A 21,519-nucleotide genomic window follows, 5' to 3' on the forward strand; every position below is an offset into this window, starting at 1 on the left:
CCGCCGGCCGATCGGCCTCAGTGGGTCGGCTCGCCGGGTCCGGCTCCGAGGGGGTCGTGGGGACCGGGGCCTCCGGCTCCGGGCTGTTCGTCATCGTCGTCCTTCCGGATGGTGCACAGGTGCTCGGCCACGAGGGCCGCCGCGATGAGGACCGCGCCGCAGACGGCGGTCGCGATGAGCGTGCCCACCGAGCCTACCGACGGCGCCACCGGGAGCGTCGCACGGAAGGCCAGGAGCCCCAGACCGAATCCGCCGATCGCGGCGCCGACGATGCTGGAGGCCTTGGCGAGCATGGCGATCCGGAGCGCCCGGAAGGGATTCAGCGCCGCCCGCCCGCGTCCGCGTGTCGCCTGGCGGATCGGCACGGCGAGCACCACCACGACCGCGCCGAGGAGGAGCAGGAGGATCGGGAGCGACACCATGGGGGTGAAGGTCGGCCGCCCGGTCGCGGTCAGCACCTGGTTCAGCACGAACCCCGCGGCACCGCCGAGCACCGCCGCGACGATGAGCACCCCTGCCCCCGTGCGGTTCATCGACGGTTCCGGAGGTCCGCCAGCAGCGCGTCGACGCGGCCGTGACCGGGGAGGACGGCATCCGGATCGAGTGCGAGCCACGGCTCCAGGACGAAGTCGCGCTCCGCCGCGCGCGGGTGCGGCAGGAGGAGGGCGGGGGCGTCACTGCGGACGTCGCCGTACGCGATGAGGTCGAGGTCGAGGGTGCGGTCGCCCCACCGCTCGCGGCGGACGCGCCCGTGGCGCGCCTCGATGGCGTGGAGGTACCCGAGCAGCACCGTCGGCGCGAGGCGGGTGCGGACGATCGCGACCGCGTTGAGGTAGGCCGGGGCCTCGGCATCCGGCCCGTCCAGCGTGACCGCGACGGACTCGACCGCCGGCGAGACGCGGATCCCGTCGACGAGCGGCAGGCGACGGATGTCGGCCACCGCGGCCTCGAGCGTCTCCACGCGGTCGCCGAGGTTGGCGCCGAGCGCGACGATCGCCGTCTCGACGGGGCGATCGGAACGAGGCGGCTCCGCCTGGATGCCGTCGGCGAGGCGCCGGCTCATGCCGCGGTCCGGGAGCGTGCGATGGTCACCGAGACGTCGTCGAACTGCAGGGCGATGGGCGCTTGCGGTTTGTGCACCGTGACCTCCACCCGCGCGACGCGCGCATCGGCGAGCGCGACGTCGGCGATGCGCTGCGCGAGGGTCTCGAGGAGGTCGACCGGGTCGCCCGCGACGACCGCGGCGACGGATGCCGCCAGCTCGCCGTAGTGGACGGTGTCGGCGACGTCGTCGCTCGCGGCGGCGGGACGGGTGTCGAGGTCGAGCCGGAGGTCGACGACGAAGTCCTGTCCGTCGCGCTTCTCGTCGTCGTAGACGCCGTGGTACCCGAAGACCCGGAGCCCGCTCAGCGTGATGCGATCGGCGACGTCCATCGGTGATCTCCCTTCCAGCGTTCGGCGATGAGGAGCGCGTCGCGGGTGGCGGCCACGTCGTGGACGCGCACGCCCCACACCCCGACCTGTGCGGCCAGGACGCTCGTGACGGCGGTGGCGAGGTCACGCCGCTCGACCGATGCGTCGCCGGGGTCGTCGGCGAGCGACTCGGCGAGGAAGCGCTTGCGGCTCGTGCCGACGAGGACGCGCGGGCCCATCGCCACGATCCGGGACAGTCCGCGCAGCGTCGCCCAGTTCTGCTCGCCGCGCTTGCCGAATCCGATGCCGGGGTCGACCAGCACCCGCGCGGGCGGGATCCCGGCGTGGGTCGCGGCGTCCATCCGGGCGCCGAGTTCGGCGACGACCTCGCCCACGACGTCGTCGTACCGGGCCCGGGCGTACATGTCCGACGACGGCCCCCGCGAGTGCCCGAGCACGACGTCGGCGCCGGATGCCGCGACGGCGGCCAGCATGTCCGGATCGGCGAGACCGCCCGAGACGTCGTTGACCAGCCGCGCTCCGGCGGAGACGGCGGCGGCCGCCGTGGAGGCGTTGAGCGTGTCGATGCTGACGACCGCACCCTGCCGCGTGAGCTCCGCGATGACCGGCAGCGCCCGCTCCTGCTCGACCTCGGGGGTCACCCGCTCGGCCCCGGGTCGGGTGGATTCGCCGCCGACGTCGAGGATCGCCGCGCCCTCGGAGCGCAGGCGCAGCCCGTGCGCGACGGCGGCTTCGGCATCCAGGAAGCGTCCGCCGTCGCTGAACGAATCGGGGGTGACGTTCACCACGCCCATGATGAGCGCCGTCACGGGCGCGCTCCGAGGAGGAGGACGACTTCGGCGCGGGCGGCGGGTTCGGCGAGCGCGCCGCGTGCCGCGATGGTGACGGTCGAGGCGTCGGGCTGGCGTTCTCCGCGCATCGTGAGGCATTCGTGCGCGGCGTCGAGGACGACCAGGACGCCCCGCGCGTCGAGCTTCGCGGTGATGACGTCGGCGATCTGTTCGCCGAGGCGCTCCTGCACCTGCGGGCGGGCGGCGAGGATGTCGACCACCTTCGGGAGGGCACCGAGGCCGACGACCTGCTCACCGGGCAGGTACGCGATGTGCGCGTGCCCGCGGAAGGGCAGGAGGTGATGCTCGCAGACCGAGCGGAAGAGGATGTCGCGCAGCATCACCGCACCCGAGGGCAGCGTCTCGGGAGCAGGGCCGCGCGAGACCGAGATCGTGTGGGCGAGGGGCGCCGCGGGATCTTCCCCCACCCCGCCGAAGAACTCGGCGTAGGCGTCGGCGACGCGCTGCGGTGTGTGCTTGAGCCCGGGGCGATCGGGGTCTTCCCCGATCGCCTCCAGCAGGTCCCTCACCAGTGCGGAGACCCGTTCACGATCGACGGCCACGCACCGAGCCTATGCGGTCGCGGGGCGCGCCTGACCGGACGGCTGCCGCGTGGCGGCCTTCTCGGGCTCGCCCTCCGGCGCCGCCTCGACGGATGCCGCGACATCGACGGGCACGGCGCGCTTGGGCACCTCGACCGGAGGCTGCTGCGAGACCGGACGGTCGTTGCTGGAGAGCCACTGCGGGCGCGGGGTGAGCTTCTGCACGTCGGTGAAGATCTCGGCGAGCTCGAGGTGGTCGAGCGTCTCCTTCTCCAGCAGCGCCAGGGCGAGGCGGTCCAGGACGTGGCGGTTGGCGTTGATCACGCGGTAGGCCTCGTCGTGCGCCTGCTCGATGAGGGCGCGGACCTGGGCGTCCACGCGCTCGGCGATGCGCTCGGAGAAGTCGCGGCCGTGCCCCATGTCACGGCCCATGAAGACCTCGCCGGAGGACTGCCCGAGCTTGACGGGTCCGACATCCGTGGTCATGCCGTACTCGGTGACCATCTTGCGGGCGATGCTCGTCGCCTTCTCGATGTCGTTGGAGGCACCGGTGGTGGGGTCGTGGAAGACGATCTCCTCGGCCACGCGGCCGCCCATCGCGTACGCCAGCTGGTCCTGGAGCTCGTTGCGGGTGACGGAGTACTTGTCATCGAGCGGCAGCACCATCGTGTAGCCGAGCGCCTTGCCGCGCGGGAGGATCGTGACCTTCGTGACCGGGTCGGTGTGGTTCATCGCGGCCGCGGCGAGCGCGTGACCGCCCTCGTGGTACGCGGTGATCAGCTTCTCGCGGTCCTTCATGACGCGGGTGCGGCGCTGCGGGCCGGCGAGCACGCGGTCGATCGCCTCGTCGAGGGCACGGTTGTCGATGAGCTGGGCGTTGGAGCGGGCCGTCAGCAGGGCGGCTTCGTTCAGGACGTTCGCGAGGTCCGCACCGGTGAAGCCGGGTGTCTTCCGGGCCACGACCTCGAGGTCGACACCGTCGGCCAGGGGCTTGCCGCGTCCGTGCACCTCGAGGATCTGCTTGCGGCCCTTGAGGTCGGGCGCGTCCACGCCGATCTGTCGGTCGAAGCGTCCCGGGCGCAGGAGGGCGGGATCGAGGATGTCGGGGCGGTTCGTCGCGGCGATGACGATGACGTTGGCCTTGGGGTCGAAGCCGTCCATCTCGACGAGCATCTGGTTCAGGGTCTGCTCGCGCTCGTCGTGACCGCCGCCCATGCCGGCGCCGCGGTGGCGACCGACCGCGTCGATCTCGTCGATGAAGATGATCGCGGGCGCGCTCTCCTTGGCCTGGTTGAACAGGTCGCGGACGCGGCTCGCGCCGACGCCGACGAACATCTCGACGAAATCCGAACCCGAGATCGAGTAGAACGGCACACCCGCTTCACCCGCGACCGCGCGGGCGAGGAGCGTCTTGCCGGTTCCGGGAGGGCCGTACAGCAGCACACCCTTCGGGATGCGGGCGCCGACGTTCTGGAATTTCGTCGGGTCCTTGAGGAAGTCCTTGATCTCCTCGAGCTCCTCGATCGCCTCGTCGGATCCGGCGACGTCGGCGAAGGTGACCTGCGGCATCTCCTTCGTCACGAGCTTCGCGCGGGACTTGCCGAACTGCATCACCCGGCTGCCGCCGCCCTGGGCGGAGGACAGCAGGAACCAGAACAGCAGACCCAGCAGCAGGATCGGCAGGAGGAGGGAGAGGAAGCCGTCGAACCACGTCGCGCGGGGGACGACGTCGTTGAAGCCGTCGGTCGGGGAGGCGGAGTCGATCGCGCGCACCACCTCGTCGGCGCGGGCGGAGACGTAGTAGAACTGCACCTCGGTCGCGCCGTCGTAGGCGTCGGAGAGGGTCATGTCCACGCGCTGGTCGCCGTCGGTGTTCACCACCTCGGTCACGGTGTCGCCGCGGAGGAGCTCGAGGCCCTCCTGCGTGGTGATCTGCTTCGCGCCCCCGAGGCTGGAGATGAGGGAGAACCCGACGATCAGCAGGAGTCCGATCACCAGCACGTAGAACAGCGGGTTGCGCGCGATCTTCTTGAAGTCCATAGTCGGGCGTGTGCCCGGTCCCTTCGTCGGCCGACGTCCTTCCGGGGGCACCACGCCCCGGCGACGGTGCGTTCAGGGTATCCCGCGGCGCCTATGCCCGGCCTGAACATTCGCCGGTGGCGAAATCGCCGGCCCCTCCGGGCGGATCCCGGCCGAGCGGATGCCGGTCAGGAGTAGACGTGCGGGGCGAGCACCGCGACGTCGCGGAGGTTGCGGTAGCGCTCGTCGTAGTCGAGGCCGTAGCCCACGACGAAGTCGTTGGGGATGTCGAAGCCGACGTAGCGGCAGTGGACCTCGACCTTGGCGGCATCCGGCTTCCGGAAGAGGGCGAACACCTCCACCGACGCGGCTCCGCGGGAGGAGAAGTTCTCCAGCAGCCAGCTGAGGGTGAGGCCCGAGTCGATGATGTCCTCGACGATGAGCACGTGCTTGCCCGACAGGTCGGTGTCGAGGTCCTTCCGGATCTGCACCACACCGCTCGACTTGGTGCCGGCGCCGTACGAGGACACCGCCATCCAGTCCATGGGCACGAGGGTCGGGAGGGCCCGCGAGAAGTCGGCCATCACCATGATCGCGCCCTTGAGGACGCCGACGAGCACGAGGTCCTTGCCCTCGTAGTCGGCAGCGACGGCGGCGGCGACCTCGTCGAGCTTGGCGAGGATCTCCTCCTCGGTCGCCAGAACGTCGGTCAGGTCGTCGGAGATGTCGGCCGCGCGCATCCCCCGAGTCTAAGGAACGGACGCCGGTTCGGCGACGGGGTGCGCGTCAGCGGGCGGTGACCTCGATGCGACCGCCGACGCGGGCGGCGCGGCATCCGGGGAGGTCGATGGGCCCCTGACCCGTCCAGTGGGTGACCAGGCGCGCGACCTCGAGGGTCTGCGCGCGAGTGAGGCTCTGATGGAACTCGGCGGCCACGACGTGGCGGATGATGCGATGGCGGAGGGCGGCCGGGTTGGCCGCGAGCGCCGCCACCGACACCGCGATCCCGGCTTCGGCCGGCTCGACGATGTCCTCGATGGTCTCGGCGATCATCTCGTCGAACGCCGCGGCGTCCTCGCGCAGCTGCGCGGCCGTCCGGGCGAGGGCCTCGGCGATCCCGGGGCCGATCTCGGCCTCGAGCGCCGGCAGCACCCGCTCACGCACGCGCACCCGCGCGAAGCGGTCGTCGGTGTTGTGGGGGTCGTCCCACCACGACAGTCCCTGAGCGGTGCAGGCGGCGCGGGTGGTCTCGCGGCGCACGTCGAGGAGTGGCCGGACGAGGGGAACGCCGTCGAGGTCGCCGACCGCCGCCATCCCCTGCAGGCTCGCGGCTCCCGACCCGCGAGCGAGCCCCAGCAGCACCGTCTCGGCCTGGTCGTCGAGGGTGTGTCCGGTGACGATCACCGCGGGCGCGCGCTCGGCGGCCTCGGTGCGGAGCGCCCCGTACCGCGCCGACCGGGCTGCGGCCTCCGGGCCGCCCTCATCGCCGACGTCGACACGGACGACACGGACGGCGAGGCCAAGGCCGCGGGCCGTCTCGGCAGCGGATGCCGCGACCGCCGCCGAGGCCTCCTGAAGACCGTGATCGACGATGACGGCGAGGGCGTCGCGGCGGGCGCGCGGCGCCTCGAAGGCCACCGCCGCGGCGAGGGCGAGGGAGTCGGCGCCGCCGGACAGCGCGACGACGACCGTCGCTTTCGGGTCGAGGTCGGCCAGAGCCGCGCGCACCGCCCGCCGGATCTCGGCGACGGCGGGATGAAGGCTCGGTCGTCGCTCGTCCACGCGCCCACGCTAGCGGCCCGCGCCGTCGAGAACGCGTGACGCAGGGGCCTTTCGGCCACCGGCCGCGCGCCGAACCCCCCGGATCCCCCGCATCTTCGACCGATCGGGGCCGACGGTAGGCTGATGCGCGGCATTCACCCCTCTTCGAAGGAGACCAGCATGGGCGCATACGACGCCGTCATCGAGATCCCGCGCGGCAGCCGCGTGAAGTACGAGGTCGACCACGGCACCGGCCGGGTGTTCCTGGACCGCGTCCTGTTCACCCCCATGGGCTACCCCAGCAACTACGGGTTCTTCGAGAACACCCTCGGCGAGGACGGCGACCCTCTCGACGTGCTCGTGCTGCTCGACCGCGACCTCTACCCCGGCGTCCTCGCCAAGGTCCGCCCGGTCGGCGTGCTCAAGATGAGCGACGAGGCGGGCGGAGACGACAAGGTCGTCGCGGTCCTGGCGAAGGACCCCCGCTGGAACCACATCCAGGACGTCGACGACATCGACGAGTGGACCCGCAACGAGATCAACCACTTCTTCGAGCACTACAAGGACCTCGAGCCCGGCAAGTGGGTCAAGGTCGACCAGTGGGCGAACGCCGCCGAGGCCGAGCGCCTCGTGGCCGAAGCCTTCGAGCGCTTCGACGAGCACGAGGGTCGCACCAAGACCCAGGGTGAGGGCGAAGCTCCCACGACGCTCTGATCGGCATCCGATCGGGAAAGGGGTGACCGGCGCGAGCCGGCGCCCCTTTTTCGCGCGCCGTGCGGGCGGGATCAGACCCAGATGCCCCGGGCGGCGAGGAAGTCGATGGGGTTCACGGTGCCGCCGTTGACGTACGCCTCGAAGTGCAGGTGGCAGCCGAACGAGTTGCCGGTGTTGCCCTCGGCGGCGATGAGCTGCCCGGCGCCGACGCGCTGGCCGTAGCCGACGAAGAGCCCGCCCGAGCGGATGTGGGCGTAGCCGGTGCTGATGCCGCCGCCGTGGTCGATCTTGATGTAGTTGCCGTAGCCGCCGTTGTAGCCGGAGTAGACCACGGTGCCCGCTGCGGCGGCGTAGATGCCTGCGCTGCAGCCGGCCGCGAGGTCGACGCCGTAGTGGAAGCCGCTGGAGCAGTAGCCCGATCCGCACTGCACCGACCGAGGTCCGTACCCGGAGGTGCGCCATCCGGCCGACGGGCGGGCCCAGCCGTTGCCGCCTCCGCCGCCGCCACCACCGGAGTTGCCGCCGCCGCCACCGCCGCCGGAATTGCCGCCGCCCCCGCCACCGCCGCCGGAGTTGCCCCCGCCGTTGTTGGCGGCCTGCTCGCGCTCGCGCTGCTCGCGGGCGAGACGCTCGCGCTCGAGGCGGGCGAGGCGCTCGGCCTCCTCCCGCGCCCGGCGCTCGGCTTCCTCGCGGGCCTTGCGCTCGGCCTCCTCGCGGACGCGGACGCCCTCTTCGTACTCGGCGACCGTTTTGCTGGTGGTGTCGCGGAGGGCCGCGAGCTGCGCCTCGAGGCGCACGCGGTTGCTCTGCTCGGCCTGGAGCGCCGCCTCGGCGGCCGCAGCAGCCTGCTGCGACGCGACCATCTTCTCTTCGGCGATGCGCTGCAGACGGTCGCGCTCGGTACGCTGCTGCAGGGCCAGGTCACTGAGGTTCTGCGCAGAGTCGCGCGCCGTGATCGCCTCGGCGTACACGGCCTGGTTCCGCTGGATCAGCTTGTCCATCGTGCCGAGGCGCGACAGCAGATCGTCGGCGGATGCCGCGGACCCGGCGAAGAAGAGCTCAAGGGAGGTGTCGTCGCCGCCCTGGCGGTAGAGCTGGGCGGCGACACGCCCCGCCTTGTTGGCCGCATCGACGGCGGCCGCCGCCTGCGTGTCGGCCTCGGCTTGGAGCTGGTCGGCGCGGTAGGCGGCGGCGAAGTACTCCTGCTGCGCGACGTAGAACTCGTCGGCAAGGCGCTCGGCCTCGGCGCGCTTGGCGGTCACGTCATCGGCGAGCGAGCGGATGAGTCCCTCGATGCGGGAGATCTCGCTGCGCTTTGCCGCTTCGTTCGCGCGCGCACGCTTGACGTCGTCCCACGTCGGATAGTCGGCGGCGAAGGCGGCCGGCATCATCGGTCCCGCGAGGGTGCCGAGGGTCGCCGCGCCGATCAGGCCGAGCCCGAGGGCGTTGCGGCGGTTGACCACGGGCCAGAGGCGCGCGCGTTCGGCGGCAGTGGGGGCGCAGCCGCAATCGTCTGATGCGTCGTCGGAGTGCACGGCAACCTCCCTCCCGCGTCGCAACATCGATCACACTAGCAACACACGTCACTTTCGCAACGGTTTTTTCCGGCACAACCGACGTCGGGACGCGGCATCCGCGGGCCCAGTGTGCGCCCTCGACCGCTCTCTTTCCGGGTGCACACGCCCTCGATTGGCACATCGGCCGAAGATTACGTATGCTTGGGCGTCGGTAAGCGTGAGCCTCCCGGTTCGCTCGGCCCCATCGTTTAGCGGCCTAGGACGCCGCCCTTTCACGGCGGTAGCACGGGTTCGAATCCCGTTGGGGTCACTCTCCGCACATATAATTGAAAACGTATGGCCCTGTAGCGCAGTTGGTTAGCGTGCCGCCCTGTCACGGCGGAGGTCGCGGGTTCAAGTCCCGTCAGGGTCGCTCCGAGCGACAGGCCCTTTGTGAAAAGAGGGCCTTTCGTCTAGGACGTGGCATTGCGTCGTTCACGATACGGATGCCACGCGGCTCTGTAGCTCAGTTGGTAGAGCGTTCGACTGAAAATCGAAAGGTCACCGGATCGATGCCGGTCGGAGCCACACGGATGACCGTTACAGTCATCCCAGGAACCCTCGCGTAGCTTCTACATCGCGGGGGTTTCGTCTTCTCCGGAAGGACGCTCGGTCGCCGTCGCCGTCTCGGCACCCACGGCGCGACGCGGATCGCGACCGGACCGCGAGTAGGCGCGCCACAGGATGCGGGCGTGCCGCTCCTTCGCCCGCTCGACACCTGCCTCGTCGCCACGCGCGGCGGACCACCACTCCGCGAATCGCTCGCGCAACGCACTGAGGACGATGTCCACACCCGCATGCGGCGGCGGCGGAACGACCGCCTTCTCGGCCGGCATCCGTCCCTTCGGAGCGATCGCGTCGTTCGCGTGTCGCACGATGAGGTCGGCCGCTCCGATGGCGTGGGCGTTGATGATCGAGTGCGCGGCTCCCCGGATCTCCCACCGGCGCGCGTCTCGCGCAGCCGCGACCAGGCGCGAGTGGAATCGCCGGGGCGACATCGGGTCGAACTCGCCACGGATCAGCAGGACGGATGCGGCGACGAGCGGAAGCCGCTCGATCAACCGGTACCGCAGGAGATGCGGAAGCACCCGCGCGAAATACACGACGCCGCAGAGGACGTACGCCGACAGCGCCGTCATCGCCAGATGGAAGGTCTCGCGCGTCGCCGACTGCGCGAATCGCAGGGCGACGAGCGGCAACGACGACTCCCGGTCGTTGACGACGGGGCTGACGAGGACGGCGTGACGCACCTCGGGACGACGGATCAGCACCTCTGTGACCACCTGCGTCCCCATCGAGTGACCGATGATGACCGGATCCATCAGGCCGTAGTGGTCGAGGACCTCCTCCACCCGATCGGCGAAGAACGCCGCCGTCGGCTGATCGCCGGGCCGCGGCATCCCCGCGAAGCCCGGCAGATCGAGGGCGAACACGTCCCCGCTCTCGGCGAGGGTCGGCGCGAGGAACTCGAAGTACGTCGCCGCGACGCCGACGCCCGCAACCAGGACGAACGGCCGCCCGGCGTCCCCGGAGGTCGTCTGGACGCGCGTCACGCGCGTGAGATGGCGGCCGTCGCCGACATGCTCGACGTCGACGTCGGGGGCATCCTCTGTCGCGGGCATGCGTCCAGGATGCCAGGAGCGCGCGAGCTGCCGTCCATTGCGCAGCGCCCGACCCCGGGGCGGCGAAGCGACGGACGTCGTACACTCGCCAGGGCCGCACCCATCGATGCCGCCCGCAAGCGCGGGCAGGGCCCGCACGGAGGAGCTCCCATGCCGACCACGCTCGTCGTCACCGCGACGTCCTGGACCACCCCCGTCGTGCGGCGCGTGCACTTCCGCTCCGACGACCTGTCCGCGTTCGCGGGCAGCCGCTTCACCGATCGGTACGTGAAACTCGTCTTCCCCCGCCCGGGCGTCGTCCTGCCGGAGGGCGTGGACGTCCGCGCCATGCGGGGAGTCGTTCCGCCCGAGGACATGCCGATCGTCCGCACGTACACGGCGCTGTATCCGGATGCCGGGGCCGGAACGCTCGCGATCGACTTCGTCGTCCACGGCGACGAAGGGATCGCCGGGCCCTGGGCGGCGCGCGCCGAACCCGGCGACACCCTGGTCGTGAACGGCCCCGGAGGCGCGTACGCCCCCTCCCCCGAGGCCGACTGGCACCTGCTCGTCGGCGACGAGTCCGCACTCCCGGCGATCACCGCGGCCCTCGAGGCGCTGCCCGGCGATGCGGTGGCCCACGTCATCCTGCAGCTGGAGCAGCCCGGACACGAGCCCGAGCTGCCCCTCCCCGACGACGCCGAGGTCGTCCACCTCTACCGCAGCGAGCCGGCGACGGATGCCGATCCGCTGCTCGCCGCCGTGAAGGCGCTGGAGTGGCCGGAAGGCCGCGTGCACGCCTTCGTGCACGGCGAAGCGGCGGAGGTCATGCACGGCATCCGTCCGTATCTGTACGGAGAACGCGGGCTGACCCGAGGCCAGGTCTCGATCTCGGGCTACTGGCGGCGCGGGCGGACCGAGGAGGGCTTCCGCGAGTGGAAGCAGCAGCTCGCCGCCGCGGAGGCGCCCACGGCCTGAGCCGGCGTCAGGCGAAGCCGCGCGTCAACTGCGGCGGCGTCGCCGACAGATCGGCATCCAGGTCCCGCGCCGCGCGCAGGGCGAAGTGCGGGTTGCGGAGCATCTCGCGGCCCGACAGGACGACATCCGCCTGTCCGGTGACGAGGATCTGCTCGGCCTGCGCCGCGCTGTCGATCATCCCGACCGCGGCCGTCGGCACTCCCGTCTCCGCTCGGATGCGGGCGGCGAAGGGCACCTGATAGCCGGGGCCGACCGGGATGCGCGCGTCGGCGACGTTGCCGCCGCTGGAGATGTCGACAAGGTCGGCGCCGTGCGCGGCGACGAGGCGCACGGCTTCCACCGTCTCGTCGATCGTCCAGCCGCCGTCGGTCCAGTCGGTCGCCGAGAACCGGACGACGAGGATGAGGTCGTCCCCGATCGCCGCGCGGACCGCGTCGACGATCTCGAGGAGGAGGCGCACGCGATTGTCGAACGAGCCGCCGTAGGCATCGGTGCGGTGGTTCGACAGCGGCGAGAGGAACTCGTGCAGAAGGTATCCGTGCGCGGCGTGGACCTCGACGAGGTCGAACCCGGCATCCTTCGCGCGAGTGGCCGCCGCGGCGAAGTCGTCGACGACCGCCCGGATGCCGTCCGCGTCGAGGGCGCGGGGCTCCGCGAGACCCGGGAAGGCGATCGCGCTGGGGGCGACGGTCTCCCACCCGCCGTCGGCGAGGGCGACCGATCCGCGGGTGTCGTCCCACGCGCGGTGGGTCGAGGCCTTGCGGCCCGCGTGCGCGAGCTGCACGCCGGCGGATGCACCGCACGCGTGGAGGGCGTCGACGATGCGCGCGAGCGCGTCGCGCTGCGCGTCGTTCCACAGGCCGAGGTCCTGGGGGCTGATCCGCCCCTCGGGGCTCACGGCCGTGGCCTCGGTCAGCACCGCACCCGCCCCGCCGTGGGCGAAGGAACCGAGGTGGACCAGGTGCCAGTCCGTCGGCATCCCGTCGCGGTCTTCCGCGGAGTACTGGCACATCGGCGCGACCCACAGGCGGTTGCGGACGGTGCGACCACGCAACGTGAGGGGGGTGAACAGGTGACGGTTCCGCATGTCGCTCCTCCGGCGGCCCGATCGGGGTCGGGCACCCGGTCGATCGTAATCGCCGCGGAAGCCGGTCAGGCCGTCGAGGGCGGAGGCGGTGTGGAGGAGACCCGGGGCTGCGGCTCGGCGGAGCTCTCGGCCGTCGCCGTCGAGGGTGCGTCGGGTGCGAGGGTGGGCGCCGTCGCTCCTTCGCGGAGCTCGGACTTCAGGATCCGCGCGGACTGCCCGGCGCTCTTGGCGAGGGCCGGGAGCTTCCCGGCGCCGAAGAGCAGCAGGATCACGACGAGGATGAGGACGGCGTGCCACCCGGTGAGGTTGTTCAGCATGTGTGTCTTCCCGGACTCGGGCGCGGCCGGCCCGGGCCGCCGCCGGAGGTGAGACCCACCGGCATCCCGAGTCGCGCACGCGCGCAGAGGAAGCGTACGCCCGCGCCGCCCCGCCGCCGCCCTCCCACGGCTATGCGTTTGCCCCGAACCCGCCGCCGGGCACAGCCCGGGCCGAACTCCTCCGATCCGGGCCCGTGGCGCCCCGAAACCCACCCCCGGGCCCGTTCCCGCCCGAAACTGAGGAGTTGGGTACGGGGGTCAGTCCTCGAGGGCGACGTCGACCTGGAGGTCGTCGGCGAGGCGCTCGATGCGGGCTGCGACGTCGGCGACGTCCACCCCGGCGGGCACGCGCGCGACGACGGTCGCCTCGAACAGCCGCCCACCGGCCATGGCGGCGTCGCGGGTCTCGGTCGACATGCGCTCGATGCTGACGCCCTGCGCCCCGAGCGCGGAGGAGATCTCGTGCACGATTCCGGTGCGGTCGTTCCCGAGGACGGTGAGGGAGATCCTGCGCCCCGTCTCGTCCCGCCCGGAGGAGACGCCCCCCGCGTGCACCGCGACGGACAGCAGCCCTTCGAGCACCGACAGCGCCTCGCGCAGCTCGTCCGCCCGGGTCGCGGGCACCGAGACCTCGATGATTCCCGCGAAGGCCCCCGAGAGCTCGGCGAGCGCGCTGGTCTCCCAGTTGCCCCCGTGCGCACCCACGATCTCGGCGACGGTCGCCACGAGACCCGCCCGATCGTCGCCGACCACGGTGAGCACGAGGGTTGTCATACGATCAGCGTAGCCACGCGCCGGGCCGGACCACAGGCCCCGTCGACGGCGAAGGGGAACCGCATGGAGAGCACGAGAACCGGAGCGCGCCGGCGCCGCGTCTCCGCTCGGGTCCGGCGTCGCCGGGCACTGGTCGCCGCGATCGGCGCGGTCGCGCTGATCGGCGGCGTGACGTGGGGCGTCATCGCCCTCACCTCCCCGCGCGCCGAGGAGCCGACCGTGGCCGCCACCTCCACCCCGGCACCGTCCCTGACGCCGACGCCGACCCCCCTCACTCCCGAGGAGGAGCTCCTCGCCGCCACCGACGACCCGGCCGCCTGCGCCGTGTCGTTCGCGGGCGACGAGATCTCAGCCGCACCGATGCTCCAGACCGCCGGCACGCTCTACGCCTCCCTCCCCATCCCCGATCGCGAGGGCTACGCGTTCGCCGGCTGGTACTCCACCGCGGAGGATGCCGCGTCCCGCGCCGTCCCCGCCCGCGTCAACGGATCCGAGCTCGTGGCGTGCGAGGACCGCCGTGCCACCCTCCACGGCGCGTGGATGACGGCGGAGGAGAACGTCGCCGCCGCCACGCGCGTCCCGATCCTGATGTACCACCAGTTCACCGAGCGTCCCGAGGGCGAGGACCACTGGCTGCGCGGGAACTACGCCTACATCGGCGACTTCGACGCGCACATGAACCACATCGCCACGACCGGCTTCTACCTGCCGACGTGGGATGAGCTCTCGGCCTTCATCGACGGTCGCCTGTGGCTTCCCGAGCGGTCGGTGATCGTCACCGACGATGACGCCGACCAGACCTGGTTCGACCTGGCGGTGCCCGTCGTCGATCGCTACGGCGTCCTCTCCACGTCGTTCATGGTGACCGCCTACCGGCAGGATCCCGCGCCGTCACCGTACGTGCTCCGCCGCTCGCACACGCACGACATGCACCAGGCGGGAGATGACGGCCAGGGGCGCATCGTGAACTGGGGGATCCCCGAGATCATCGCCGACATGCAGGCCTCCGCCGACGTCCTCGGCGTCAAGGAGGTCGTCGCCTACCCGTTCGGCCACTACAACGACACGGCCAAGGAGGCGCTCCGTCAGGGCGGGTGGGAGATGGCGCGCACGATCGAACCGGGAACCGTCGCCATCGGCACCGACAAGCTCGCGCTCCCGGTGGTCCGCATCGACTACGGCATGGGGCTGGATTCGCTCGTCTCACTCATCGGCTGACCCCGCTATCCCCCGCGAACCCCGCCAACGACGGCGAACGCGCTCAGAGTTCGCCGGGGCTCATGGCCTGCTCGTCGACCTGCTCGACGAAGCGGCGCGCGCGCGAGGGCGCGGCATCCTTCCGCGGTGCGTAGACGACGAGGGAGTGGAAGACGAAGCGCACGACGAAGGCGACCACGAGGGTGATGGCGGTGGCCAGGACCGCCGAGATGTGCCAGCTCTCGACCATGAGCGCCATGATCGGGATGCGCACCAGGGCCTCGGCGTTGTTGAACCCGAAGGACTTCGCGAAACGCGACCACACCCCGGATGCCGAGTGCTTCATGTCGTGGAAGACGAAGCGCTCCATCAGCAGGAAGTTGCCGATGATGGTCACCTCGGCGCCGACGACCGCAGCGATGACGTAGTCGACGCCGAACTGCGTCAGTGCCCAGACGATCGCGAGGTTCGCCACCGCGCCGATCCCGCCGATGACGGCGAACAGCGACATCTTGCCGAACCGCAGCGCGGTCAGCTGCGCGAGGAAGTGCAGACCCTGGCGGAACGACGCCTTGGATTCGCCGGCGTGACGCCCGGCGAAGTCGAAGGGCACCTCTGCGATGCGCAGGGGCCGGCGCGCGAGGATCTCGAGCAGGATCTTGAATCCGCGGGGCTTGAGCGTCGCGGCGTCCACCGCGCGGCGGTCGACCATGAAGAACCCGGTCATCGGGTCGGTCACCTCATGCAGGCGCACCGGGAACATCGCCTTGGTCACCGAGGTCGACACCTTCGACACGAGCACGCGCGTACGGTCGGCGAGCCCCTTCGAGGTGCCGCCGCCCGCGTAGCGCGAGGCGATCACGACGTCGACGTCGCCGACGGCGAACCGGTCGCGCAGCTCGGGGATCTTCTCCGGCGGATGCTGCAGGTCACCGTCGATGACCAGGCACGTGTCCCAGGTCGCGGCCGTCATTCCGGCGATGACCGCGCCTCCGAGCCCTCCGGCGGGCACATCGCGATGGATGACACGAACCGGCAGGGCAGCGGCGCGGGCGACCTCGGCGATGACGGCGGGGGTGTCGTCGGTGCTGTCGTCGATGAAGAGGATCTCGGTGTCGGACGTGTCGACGACCGCCGTCACACGGCGGACGAGCTCCGCGATGTTCGGCGCCTCGTTGAACGTCGGGACGATGATCGAGAGCGGCATCGCCCCCTATGTTCGCACGGCGCGAACCGCCCCCGACACCGCGTGCAAGGGGCGAGAATAGGGGGATGACCTCGAAGACCATCACCATGTTCGGCGCGGACTGGTGCCGCGACTGCATCCGCACCAAGAAGCAGCTCGACGAGCTGGGTGTCGAGTACACCTACGTCGACCTCGTCGCCGACCCCGCCTCCGCCGACGTCGCGCGCGACATCTCCGGTCGCACCAACATCCCCGTCGTGCTGTACCCGGACTCCTCGCACCAGGTCGAGCCGTCGAACGCCGACGTCGAGGCGAAGCTGCGCGAGCTGTCCCTCATCTGAGCCGCCCCGCTCGACCTCTGCTCGCCCCGCCGCCCCGGTGACGGATGCCGCGGCCGGTCGTATTCTGGCCGGATGGGCGTCCGGGACAACACACGGAAGATCGAGGAGACGGTCGTCACCGACTTCTCCGACCGGATGAGCTATGGCGGCTACCTCCGTCTCGATGCGCTGCTCTCGGCGCAGGAGCCCCTCAGCAACCCGGAGCACCACGACGAGCTGCTGTTCATCATCCAGCACCAGACGACCGAGCTGTGGCTGAAGCTGGTGCTGCACGAACTCGGCGAGGCTGCGCGCCTGCTCCGGGCCGATGACCTGCCGCCGGCGCTGAAGTGCATCGCCCGCGTGAAGCACATCCAGAAGACCCTCACCGAGCAGTGGTCGGTGCTGGCGACCCTGACGCCCGCGGAGTACGTGCAGTTCCGCGACGTGCTCGGCAACTCCAGCGGCTTCCAGTCGGCGCAGTACCGCGCGATCGAATTCACCCTCGGCAACAAGAACGCCGCGATGGTCCGGGTCTTCGACGCCGATCCCGCCGCTCGGGCGCTCGTGCAGGGGGCGCTGGAGGCTCCGAGCCTCTACGACGAGTTCCTCCGCATGCTCGCGCGGACCGGCTACGACATTCCGGATGCCGTGCTCACGCGCGACGTGACCCGCGCGTGGACATTCTCGGAGGAGCTCGTCCCCGTCTTCACGGCGATCTACGCGGACCCGTCGGCGCACTGGGCGGCGTATGAGACGTGCGAGGAGCTCGTGGACCTGGAGGACAACTTCCAGCTGTGGCGGTTCCGTCACCTCAAGACCGTCGAGCGCATCATCGGGTTCAAGACCGGCACCGGCGGCTCGAGCGGCGCCCCGTTCCTGCAGCGGGCACTGGAGCTGACGTTCTTCCCCGAGCTCTTCGCCGTCCGCACATCGTTGTAGACGCGCGCCCACCCGCCGAAAACCCGGAACGGGCCGGACCCTGAGGTCCGACCCGCTCCGGGGGGGGTGTTTCCGAGCGTCAGCCGCGCACCTCCACGAGGGAGAAGTCGTCCTTCGCGGCGCTGCGGTTCAGCAGCAGCAGTCCGGTCTGGGTCGACTCCCCCGCGGCGGGGTTCGCGGTGACGTCGAGCTTCACGCGCTCGCGCGGGCCGATCTCGGTCGTGGTCGGAACGAGGTACTTCTCCCCGCCGACGGTGAACCGCTGTCCTTCGATGGAGTCGGTGACGGCTCCGGTGAAGTAGTTGTCGATCGCCAGCACGCTGTACGAGAACGTCTGTCCCGCCTCGAGCCCCAGCGCCGCCAGCGGCGCCGTGAGAATCTGGGTGGACGAGTCGAAGCCGCCGTCGGTGTAGTAGAAGGCCGACGCCGCATCGGTCGCGAGGTCGTACACGTAGACGACCGACTGCCCGGTGAGGCCGAACCCTCCGGCCTCCGCGTTGTAGACGACGTAGTCATCCGTGCCGTCCTCGTCGACGTCGACGTACACGTCGAACTCGGCGGGGTAGGTCAGCACCGTCCGGCGGTCGTAGGTCGCCACGGCGAACTGGACGACGTCGTCGACGGTGCGGACGCCGGTCGCGGCGAGGTCGATCCGGGCCGCGTTGCTCCCCGGCGTGCCCGGGTCGCCCTCGGCCGGCTTCGGCTGACGCTCGCTCGTGCCGGTCAGCGCGAACATCTCCACGCCGCCCGTGCCGACGCGCGAGTCGTTCTTGAGCGTGAGGTCCGCCTCGCCGCGCCGGTCGAGCTTCACGCTCTTGGGCGCGGTGACCTCGGCGGCCTTCCGCGGAAGCACCGTCCAGCCGACGTGCAGTTCCTCGTCGCCCGCGGTCGCGGTGATCCAGCCGTCGAACTCGGGACCGTTGAGGGCCGAGCCGTCGCCGATCGCACCGGCCGAGTCGAACGGCCAGTCCTGCAGCCGCGAGCCGTCGATCGTGACCCGGACCGAGACCTTCTTGCTCTGCCCGGCGGCGACGGTGACGTTGCGCGGGCTGATCTGCAGGTCGACCGCGCGGCTGGCCGCATCGGTCTCGTCGCGGAAAGCCGCCGCCATGTCGTAGCGCTTGCGCTCATTCGACGTGTTCGTCAGGGTCAGGTCGACGGTGAAGCGCTCCGACCGCGTGACCGACGGGATGCCGAGCCCGACGTTGCCGCCGGTGCCGGCCGTCGCCAGTACACCCACCGCATCCGCCGCGGGGAGCGCGCGGACCTCGCCCGCACCGACCCGCGAGATCGGGGTGGCGATGAAGCCGTCCGCCGTCGGGGTGCGGTTGGAGGAGTCGGCGCCGTTCAGCAGGCGCGCCTTGACCTGTGCCGGGGTGGCGTCCGGGTGCTTCTGCAGCACGAGCGCGGCCACACCCGAGACGACCGGGGCGGCTCCGGAGGTTCCGCCGAAGTTCGTCACCTCGGTGCCGGTCTGCGTCTCGGCCGACAGCCACGCCCCGGGAGCGCCGATGTCGGGCTTCGCGCGGAGTCCGGTGACGGTGAGACCGCGGCTGGAGGTGCCGACCATGGTGTTCGTCAGCGGGATGGCGGATGCCGGGTCGATCGTGACTGTGACCTCACCGGCGCCGAGCGCGGCGACGAGGGCCTGACCGGCGGCCTGGCTGATCGTGAAGGTGGGGACGACGACCGGCTCGGCGCTGCCGAAGCTGAAGCTCGGCGGGTCGCCGGGGGCGTTGTTGAAGATGACCACGGCGACGGCTCCGGCGGCCTGGGCGAACACGGCCTTGTCGGAGACGTTGCAGACACCGCGCTGGATGAGCGCGATCGACCCCTCGGGGAAGCCCGCGAAGGCCTCGTTCGAGCATCCGACGCCGCCGTCGTCTCCGGGTCGCACCAGCGGCGCGGAGACGACGCCCTCCGGCACCGGCGACCAGGCCTGGTGCACGGCGTTGCTGATCGCGTCGCCGCTGGAGGGATCGAGGACCCACTGCAGGTCGTCGGGGAGCGCCGTCTGGGCGACGCTGATGACGCCGGGCGCCGAGGAGGGCGAACCGACGATGAAGGGGCGGTCGGCGGAGTTGCCCGCCGAGGCGACGACGACGATGCCGGCGCGGACGAGGTTGTCGGCGGCGAGGGACGAGTCGTCCTGGTCCTGGCCGTAGGAGGAACCGAGCGAGAGGTTCACGACGTCGACGGCGTCGGAGATGTCGCCGTCGCCGTTCGGATCGAGCGACCAGTCGAGGCCCTGGAGGATCGCCACGCCGTTGCACGAGGTCGACACCGCCGAGCACACCTTGACGCCGTAGAGCTCGGCTCCGGGGGCGATGCCCTGGTGCGCGCCGTCGGCGGAGCGGCCGGCGATGATGTCGGCGACGTGGGTGCCGTGGCCGCCCTCGGGACCGCTGTCGATGGGGTTGCTGTCGGGGATCACGTCGCCGTTCGGCCAGACGTCGCCGACGAAGTCGTAGCCGCCCTTGACCTTGGGGGCGTCGGGGCCGAAGAACTCCGCGCAGACGCCGGTGACATCGGCATCCGCTCCGGCGAAGCACTCCTCGACGACCTCGGGCGTGCCCGGGCCGCCGAGGTTGCGGTGCGTGAAGTCGATGCCCGAGTCGAGGACCGCCACCCGCACGCCCGCGCCGTCGATGCCGGCGTCGTGGAGGGGCCGCGCCTGGACGTAGTCGATCGCCTGCGAGAGGCTCCCCGACGCGGTGTCCTGCGGAAGCTCGTGCTTCTCGTAGCGGTTGAGGGGGTTCACCGAGACGACGCCGTCGATCGCGGCGAGGGTCTCTAGCTGCGCGGCGTCGACCGAGACGACCACGACGTTGGCGGCGAGCTGGGTGCGTCCGATCTCGGAGGCGCCGAGGTTCGCGGCCTCGGCGAGGAATCCGTCCTGCTGGGTGGCGACGACGTCGCGGGTCTCCTGCTGCACGGGCTCTGCCGGCACGTCCCCCTCGGCGAGCGCGCCGTCGGCGACGACCTCGGCGATCGCGGGCTGATCCAGGCGGACCGTGACCTCGACCTGACCGCTCGCGCGCTGCAGGCTGTCGGCGACACCGCGGGGAAGCGGCGTCTCGAACGTGTCCGAGATCGAGCCGTCCGGGACGGGCTCGGGCCCGCCCTCGACCGCCCACGCGGCGGGCATCGCGCCCAACGAGAGGATCGGGACGGCGGTCGCGATGACCACCCCCGCGAGGAACCTGCGTCGTCTGTGACCCATGACACTCCCTTTTTTCTGCGGAAGGATTCGCCGCCCCCGTGTACCGATCCGGCCTGATGCGTCGGCGGCGCCGCACCGGGTGGGCGCGGCGCGATAACCGTAGGCAGAGGGTGAGACAACCTCAAAGGTTCCTGAGAGCTTTCTCATACACTGACGCGATGGCCTCCGCCGGCACTCTCCTCCCGCCCTTCATCGACCATCACGTGCACGCGCATCTCGTCGACACGACGGTTCTGAACGCCGGCGGGATCGCCGGCTGGGTGGACCTCGGCGGGGATCCGACACGCCTCGCCGCCGCACGGGCGACGATGCCGCATCCGGCCTACGCGGGCGCGTTCCTCACCGCGGTGGGCGGGTATCCCGCCGGGCGCGCGTGGGCGCCGGGCGGTGTCGTCCGGGAGATGACGGATGCCGCGGACGCGGCCGTCGCGGTCGCGGAACAGGCCGCGCCCGGCGCCTCGCTCATCAAGATCGCCCTGAACGCGCGCTCCGGACCGGTTCCGGATGACGAGATCCTCCGCGCCGTCGTGGCCGCAGCCCGCACGCGTGGTCTCCCGGTCGTCGCGCACGTCGAGGGCGAGGGGATGACGCGGCGCGCGCTCGATGCCGGGGTGGACGCCCTCGCGCACACCCCGTTCGACGATCACCTCGACGACGAGCTCCTCGCCCGCGCCGCCGCGCAGACGCTCTGGATCTCGACGCTCGCGATCCACGAGGCCGGCTCCCCGGCGGCGGCGACGGCGACGGCGCACCTCGCACGGTTCCATCGCGCGGGCGGCCGCGTCCTCTACGGCACCGACCTCGGCAACGGAGATCTGCCGCTCGGCGTGAACGCGACCGAGATCGAGCGGCTCCTCGCGGCCGGCATCCGCGGCGATGCGCTCGTCCGGGCGCTCAGCGATCCGTGGCCGCTCCCCCACGCGCCCGCCGGAGTGGGTACGGTCGTTCCGGATGCCGTCACCGGCGGCATCCGCGAGACCGATGCCGCCGTCGCCGCCCGTTTCGCCCGGGCGCGCGTGGTGAGGATGTGAGGACCCC

21 protein-coding genes and 3 tRNA genes are annotated in these 21,519 nt (G+C 71.5%); 9 read left to right on the forward strand and 15 right to left on the reverse strand.

Going from position 1 to position 21,519, the window contains the following annotated elements; all coding sequences use genetic code 11:
* Positions 1 to 17: 17 nt before the first annotated feature.
* The 8 genes from KZC50_RS03235 to tilS all read right to left on the reverse strand — a co-directional run bounded on the left by KZC50_RS03235 (position 18) and on the right by tilS (position 6,607).
* Positions 18 to 533 carry a DUF3180 domain-containing protein gene (locus tag KZC50_RS03235; protein ID WP_236967836.1) on the reverse strand — a complete coding sequence of 172 codons (516 nt, stop codon included), beginning with the start codon at positions 531 to 533 and terminating at the stop codon, positions 18 to 20.
* The gene (folK, locus tag KZC50_RS03240) at positions 530 to 1,063 is read right to left on the reverse strand and encodes a 2-amino-4-hydroxy-6-hydroxymethyldihydropteridine diphosphokinase (protein ID WP_310890600.1); all 534 of its coding nucleotides are present in this window, start codon (positions 1,061 to 1,063) and stop codon (positions 530 to 532) included. Before folK ends, KZC50_RS03235 begins: the two co-directional genes overlap by 4 nt.
* Positions 1,060 to 1,434 (reverse strand): dihydroneopterin aldolase, encoded by a 375-nt coding sequence (gene folB, locus KZC50_RS03245; protein ID WP_053546534.1) that lies wholly within the window; start codon positions 1,432 to 1,434, stop codon positions 1,060 to 1,062. The genes folK and folB overlap by 4 nt, the downstream gene beginning before the upstream one ends.
* Positions 1,407 to 2,228 carry a dihydropteroate synthase gene (gene folP / locus KZC50_RS03250; RefSeq protein ID WP_375294583.1) on the reverse strand — a complete coding sequence of 274 codons (822 nt, stop codon included), beginning with the start codon at positions 2,226 to 2,228 and terminating at the stop codon, positions 1,407 to 1,409. Before folP ends, folB begins: the two co-directional genes overlap by 28 nt.
* 11 nt (positions 2,229 to 2,239) lie before the next feature.
* The gene (gene folE, locus KZC50_RS03255; RefSeq protein WP_236967832.1) at positions 2,240 to 2,827 is read right to left on the reverse strand and encodes a GTP cyclohydrolase I; all 588 of its coding nucleotides are present in this window, start codon (positions 2,825 to 2,827) and stop codon (positions 2,240 to 2,242) included.
* Positions 2,828 to 2,836: 9 nt separating this feature from the next.
* Complete coding sequence (gene ftsH, locus KZC50_RS03260; protein ID WP_053546536.1) at positions 2,837 to 4,846, reverse strand: ATP-dependent zinc metalloprotease FtsH; 2,010 nt, start codon at positions 4,844 to 4,846, stop codon at positions 2,837 to 2,839.
* A gap of 167 nt (positions 4,847 to 5,013) precedes the next feature.
* Positions 5,014 to 5,565 (reverse strand): hypoxanthine phosphoribosyltransferase, encoded by a 552-nt coding sequence (gene hpt / locus KZC50_RS03265; RefSeq protein ID WP_053546537.1) that lies wholly within the window; start codon positions 5,563 to 5,565, stop codon positions 5,014 to 5,016.
* A gap of 46 nt (positions 5,566 to 5,611) precedes the next feature.
* Positions 5,612 to 6,607 (reverse strand): tRNA lysidine(34) synthetase TilS, encoded by a 996-nt coding sequence (gene tilS / locus KZC50_RS03270; protein ID WP_310890602.1) that lies wholly within the window; start codon positions 6,605 to 6,607, stop codon positions 5,612 to 5,614.
* Positions 6,608 to 6,766: 159 nt separating this feature from the next.
* Between tilS and ppa the strand changes: the two genes are divergently transcribed.
* Entirely contained in the window at positions 6,767 to 7,300 is a 534-nt protein-coding gene (gene ppa, locus KZC50_RS03275; protein WP_053546539.1) for an inorganic diphosphatase, read from the forward strand.
* Between the two features lie 71 nt (positions 7,301 to 7,371).
* On the opposite strand, the gene KZC50_RS03280 is transcribed toward ppa, so the two are convergent.
* On the reverse strand, positions 7,372 to 8,862 hold the full coding sequence (locus KZC50_RS03280; protein ID WP_301131940.1) for a M23 family metallopeptidase: 1,491 nt from the start codon (positions 8,860 to 8,862) through the stop codon (positions 7,372 to 7,374).
* Between the two features lie 192 nt (positions 8,863 to 9,054).
* On the opposite strand from KZC50_RS03280, the gene KZC50_RS03285 reads away from it, so the two are divergent.
* The 3 genes from KZC50_RS03285 to KZC50_RS03295 all read left to right on the forward strand — a co-directional run bounded on the left by KZC50_RS03285 (position 9,055) and on the right by KZC50_RS03295 (position 9,384).
* Positions 9,055 to 9,127 (forward strand) — tRNA-Glu (locus tag KZC50_RS03285).
* A gap of 28 nt (positions 9,128 to 9,155) precedes the next feature.
* Positions 9,156 to 9,229 (forward strand) — tRNA-Asp (locus tag KZC50_RS03290).
* An 82-nt stretch (positions 9,230 to 9,311) separates the two neighbouring features.
* Positions 9,312 to 9,384, forward strand: a tRNA-Phe gene (locus tag KZC50_RS03295).
* Positions 9,385 to 9,428: 44 nt separating this feature from the next.
* Here KZC50_RS03295 and KZC50_RS03300 read toward each other — a convergent pair.
* Positions 9,429 to 10,478: an alpha/beta fold hydrolase gene (locus tag KZC50_RS03300; RefSeq protein ID WP_310890603.1), complete on the reverse strand. Its 1,050-nt coding sequence runs from the start codon at positions 10,476 to 10,478 to the stop codon at positions 9,429 to 9,431.
* 150 nt (positions 10,479 to 10,628) lie between these two features.
* Between KZC50_RS03300 and KZC50_RS03305 the strand changes: the two genes are divergently transcribed.
* A complete protein-coding gene (locus tag KZC50_RS03305) occupies positions 10,629 to 11,435 on the forward strand; it encodes a siderophore-interacting protein (RefSeq protein ID WP_310890604.1) in 807 nt (268 codons plus the stop codon).
* Positions 11,436 to 11,442: 7 nt separating this feature from the next.
* Here KZC50_RS03305 and KZC50_RS03310 read toward each other — a convergent pair whose 3' ends face one another.
* The 3 genes from KZC50_RS03310 to KZC50_RS03320 all read right to left on the reverse strand — a co-directional run bounded on the left by KZC50_RS03310 (position 11,443) and on the right by KZC50_RS03320 (position 13,613).
* Entirely contained in the window at positions 11,443 to 12,522 is a 1,080-nt protein-coding gene (locus KZC50_RS03310) for an NADH:flavin oxidoreductase/NADH oxidase (protein ID WP_310890605.1), read from the reverse strand.
* 65 nt (positions 12,523 to 12,587) lie between these two features.
* Positions 12,588 to 12,839, reverse strand: a complete 252-nt coding sequence (gene tatA / locus KZC50_RS03315; RefSeq protein WP_053546544.1) for a twin-arginine translocase TatA/TatE family subunit — start codon at positions 12,837 to 12,839, stop codon at positions 12,588 to 12,590.
* Between the two features lie 258 nt (positions 12,840 to 13,097).
* Positions 13,098 to 13,613, reverse strand: a complete 516-nt coding sequence (locus KZC50_RS03320) for a glycine cleavage system transcriptional repressor (protein WP_301131934.1) — start codon at positions 13,611 to 13,613, stop codon at positions 13,098 to 13,100.
* A gap of 63 nt (positions 13,614 to 13,676) precedes the next feature.
* Here KZC50_RS03320 and KZC50_RS03325 point away from each other — a divergent pair, with 63 nt between their 5' ends.
* Positions 13,677 to 14,831 carry a xylanase gene (locus tag KZC50_RS03325; protein ID WP_310890606.1) on the forward strand — a complete coding sequence of 385 codons (1,155 nt, stop codon included), beginning with the start codon at positions 13,677 to 13,679 and terminating at the stop codon, positions 14,829 to 14,831.
* Between the two features lie 43 nt (positions 14,832 to 14,874).
* On the opposite strand, the gene KZC50_RS03330 is transcribed toward KZC50_RS03325, so the two are convergent.
* On the reverse strand, positions 14,875 to 16,017 hold the full coding sequence (locus tag KZC50_RS03330; protein WP_310890607.1) for a glycosyltransferase: 1,143 nt from the start codon (positions 16,015 to 16,017) through the stop codon (positions 14,875 to 14,877).
* 65 nt (positions 16,018 to 16,082) lie between these two features.
* Here KZC50_RS03330 and KZC50_RS03335 point away from each other — a divergent pair, with 65 nt between their 5' ends.
* Entirely contained in the window at positions 16,083 to 16,337 is a 255-nt protein-coding gene (locus KZC50_RS03335) for a glutaredoxin domain-containing protein (protein ID WP_310890608.1), read from the forward strand.
* A gap of 72 nt (positions 16,338 to 16,409) precedes the next feature.
* On the forward strand, positions 16,410 to 17,258 hold the full coding sequence (gene kynA, locus KZC50_RS03340; RefSeq protein ID WP_310890609.1) for a tryptophan 2,3-dioxygenase: 849 nt from the start codon (positions 16,410 to 16,412) through the stop codon (positions 17,256 to 17,258).
* Positions 17,259 to 17,337: 79 nt separating this feature from the next.
* Here the strand turns inward: kynA and KZC50_RS03345 are convergent, their stop codons facing one another.
* Complete coding sequence (locus tag KZC50_RS03345; RefSeq protein WP_310890610.1) at positions 17,338 to 20,481, reverse strand: DUF8811 domain-containing protein; 3,144 nt, start codon at positions 20,479 to 20,481, stop codon at positions 17,338 to 17,340.
* A 158-nt stretch (positions 20,482 to 20,639) separates the two neighbouring features.
* Between KZC50_RS03345 and KZC50_RS03350 the strand changes: the two genes are divergently transcribed.
* On the forward strand, positions 20,640 to 21,512 hold the full coding sequence (locus tag KZC50_RS03350; protein ID WP_310890611.1) for an amidohydrolase family protein: 873 nt from the start codon (positions 20,640 to 20,642) through the stop codon (positions 21,510 to 21,512).
* Positions 21,513 to 21,519: the final 7 nt, after the last annotated feature.

Source organism: Microbacterium aurantiacum, from assembly GCF_031625015.1.
In the GTDB taxonomy this organism is placed as follows: Bacteria; Actinomycetota; Actinomycetes; order Actinomycetales; family Microbacteriaceae; genus Microbacterium; species Microbacterium aurantiacum.

Excerpts from the sequence above, each read along its gene's own strand:
- KZC50_RS03235 (WP_236967836.1), bottom strand. The coding sequence starts at position 533 with ATGAACCGCACGGGGGCAGGGGTGCTCATCGTCGCGGCGGTGCTCGGC.
- folK (WP_310890600.1), bottom strand. The coding sequence starts at position 1,063 with ATGAGCCGGCGCCTCGCCGACGGCATCCAGGCGGAGCCGCCTCGTTCC.
- folB (WP_053546534.1), bottom strand. The coding sequence starts at position 1,434 with ATGGACGTCGCCGATCGCATCACGCTGAGCGGGCTCCGGGTCTTCGGG.
- folP (WP_375294583.1), bottom strand. The coding sequence starts at position 2,228 with ATGGGCGTGGTGAACGTCACCCCCGATTCGTTCAGCGACGGCGGACGC.
- ftsH (WP_053546536.1), bottom strand. The coding sequence starts at position 4,846 with ATGGACTTCAAGAAGATCGCGCGCAACCCGCTGTTCTACGTGCTGGTG.
- hpt (WP_053546537.1), bottom strand. The coding sequence starts at position 5,565 with ATGCGCGCGGCCGACATCTCCGACGACCTGACCGACGTTCTGGCGACC.
- ppa (WP_053546539.1), top strand. The coding sequence starts at position 6,767 with ATGGGCGCATACGACGCCGTCATCGAGATCCCGCGCGGCAGCCGCGTG.
- KZC50_RS03280 (WP_301131940.1), bottom strand. The coding sequence starts at position 8,862 with ATGTTGCGACGCGGGAGGGAGGTTGCCGTGCACTCCGACGACGCATCA.
- KZC50_RS03300 (WP_310890603.1), bottom strand. The coding sequence starts at position 10,478 with ATGCCCGCGACAGAGGATGCCCCCGACGTCGACGTCGAGCATGTCGGC.
- KZC50_RS03305 (WP_310890604.1), top strand. The coding sequence starts at position 10,629 with ATGCCGACCACGCTCGTCGTCACCGCGACGTCCTGGACCACCCCCGTC.
- KZC50_RS03310 (WP_310890605.1), bottom strand. The coding sequence starts at position 12,522 with ATGCGGAACCGTCACCTGTTCACCCCCCTCACGTTGCGTGGTCGCACC.
- tatA (WP_053546544.1), bottom strand. The coding sequence starts at position 12,839 with ATGCTGAACAACCTCACCGGGTGGCACGCCGTCCTCATCCTCGTCGTG.
- KZC50_RS03320 (WP_301131934.1), bottom strand. The coding sequence starts at position 13,613 with ATGACAACCCTCGTGCTCACCGTGGTCGGCGACGATCGGGCGGGTCTC.
- KZC50_RS03325 (WP_310890606.1), top strand. The coding sequence starts at position 13,677 with ATGGAGAGCACGAGAACCGGAGCGCGCCGGCGCCGCGTCTCCGCTCGG.
- KZC50_RS03330 (WP_310890607.1), bottom strand. The coding sequence starts at position 16,017 with ATGCCGCTCTCGATCATCGTCCCGACGTTCAACGAGGCGCCGAACATC.
- KZC50_RS03335 (WP_310890608.1), top strand. The coding sequence starts at position 16,083 with ATGACCTCGAAGACCATCACCATGTTCGGCGCGGACTGGTGCCGCGAC.
- kynA (WP_310890609.1), top strand. The coding sequence starts at position 16,410 with ATGGGCGTCCGGGACAACACACGGAAGATCGAGGAGACGGTCGTCACC.
- KZC50_RS03345 (WP_310890610.1), bottom strand. The coding sequence starts at position 20,481 with ATGGGTCACAGACGACGCAGGTTCCTCGCGGGGGTGGTCATCGCGACC.
- KZC50_RS03350 (WP_310890611.1), top strand. The coding sequence starts at position 20,640 with ATGGCCTCCGCCGGCACTCTCCTCCCGCCCTTCATCGACCATCACGTG.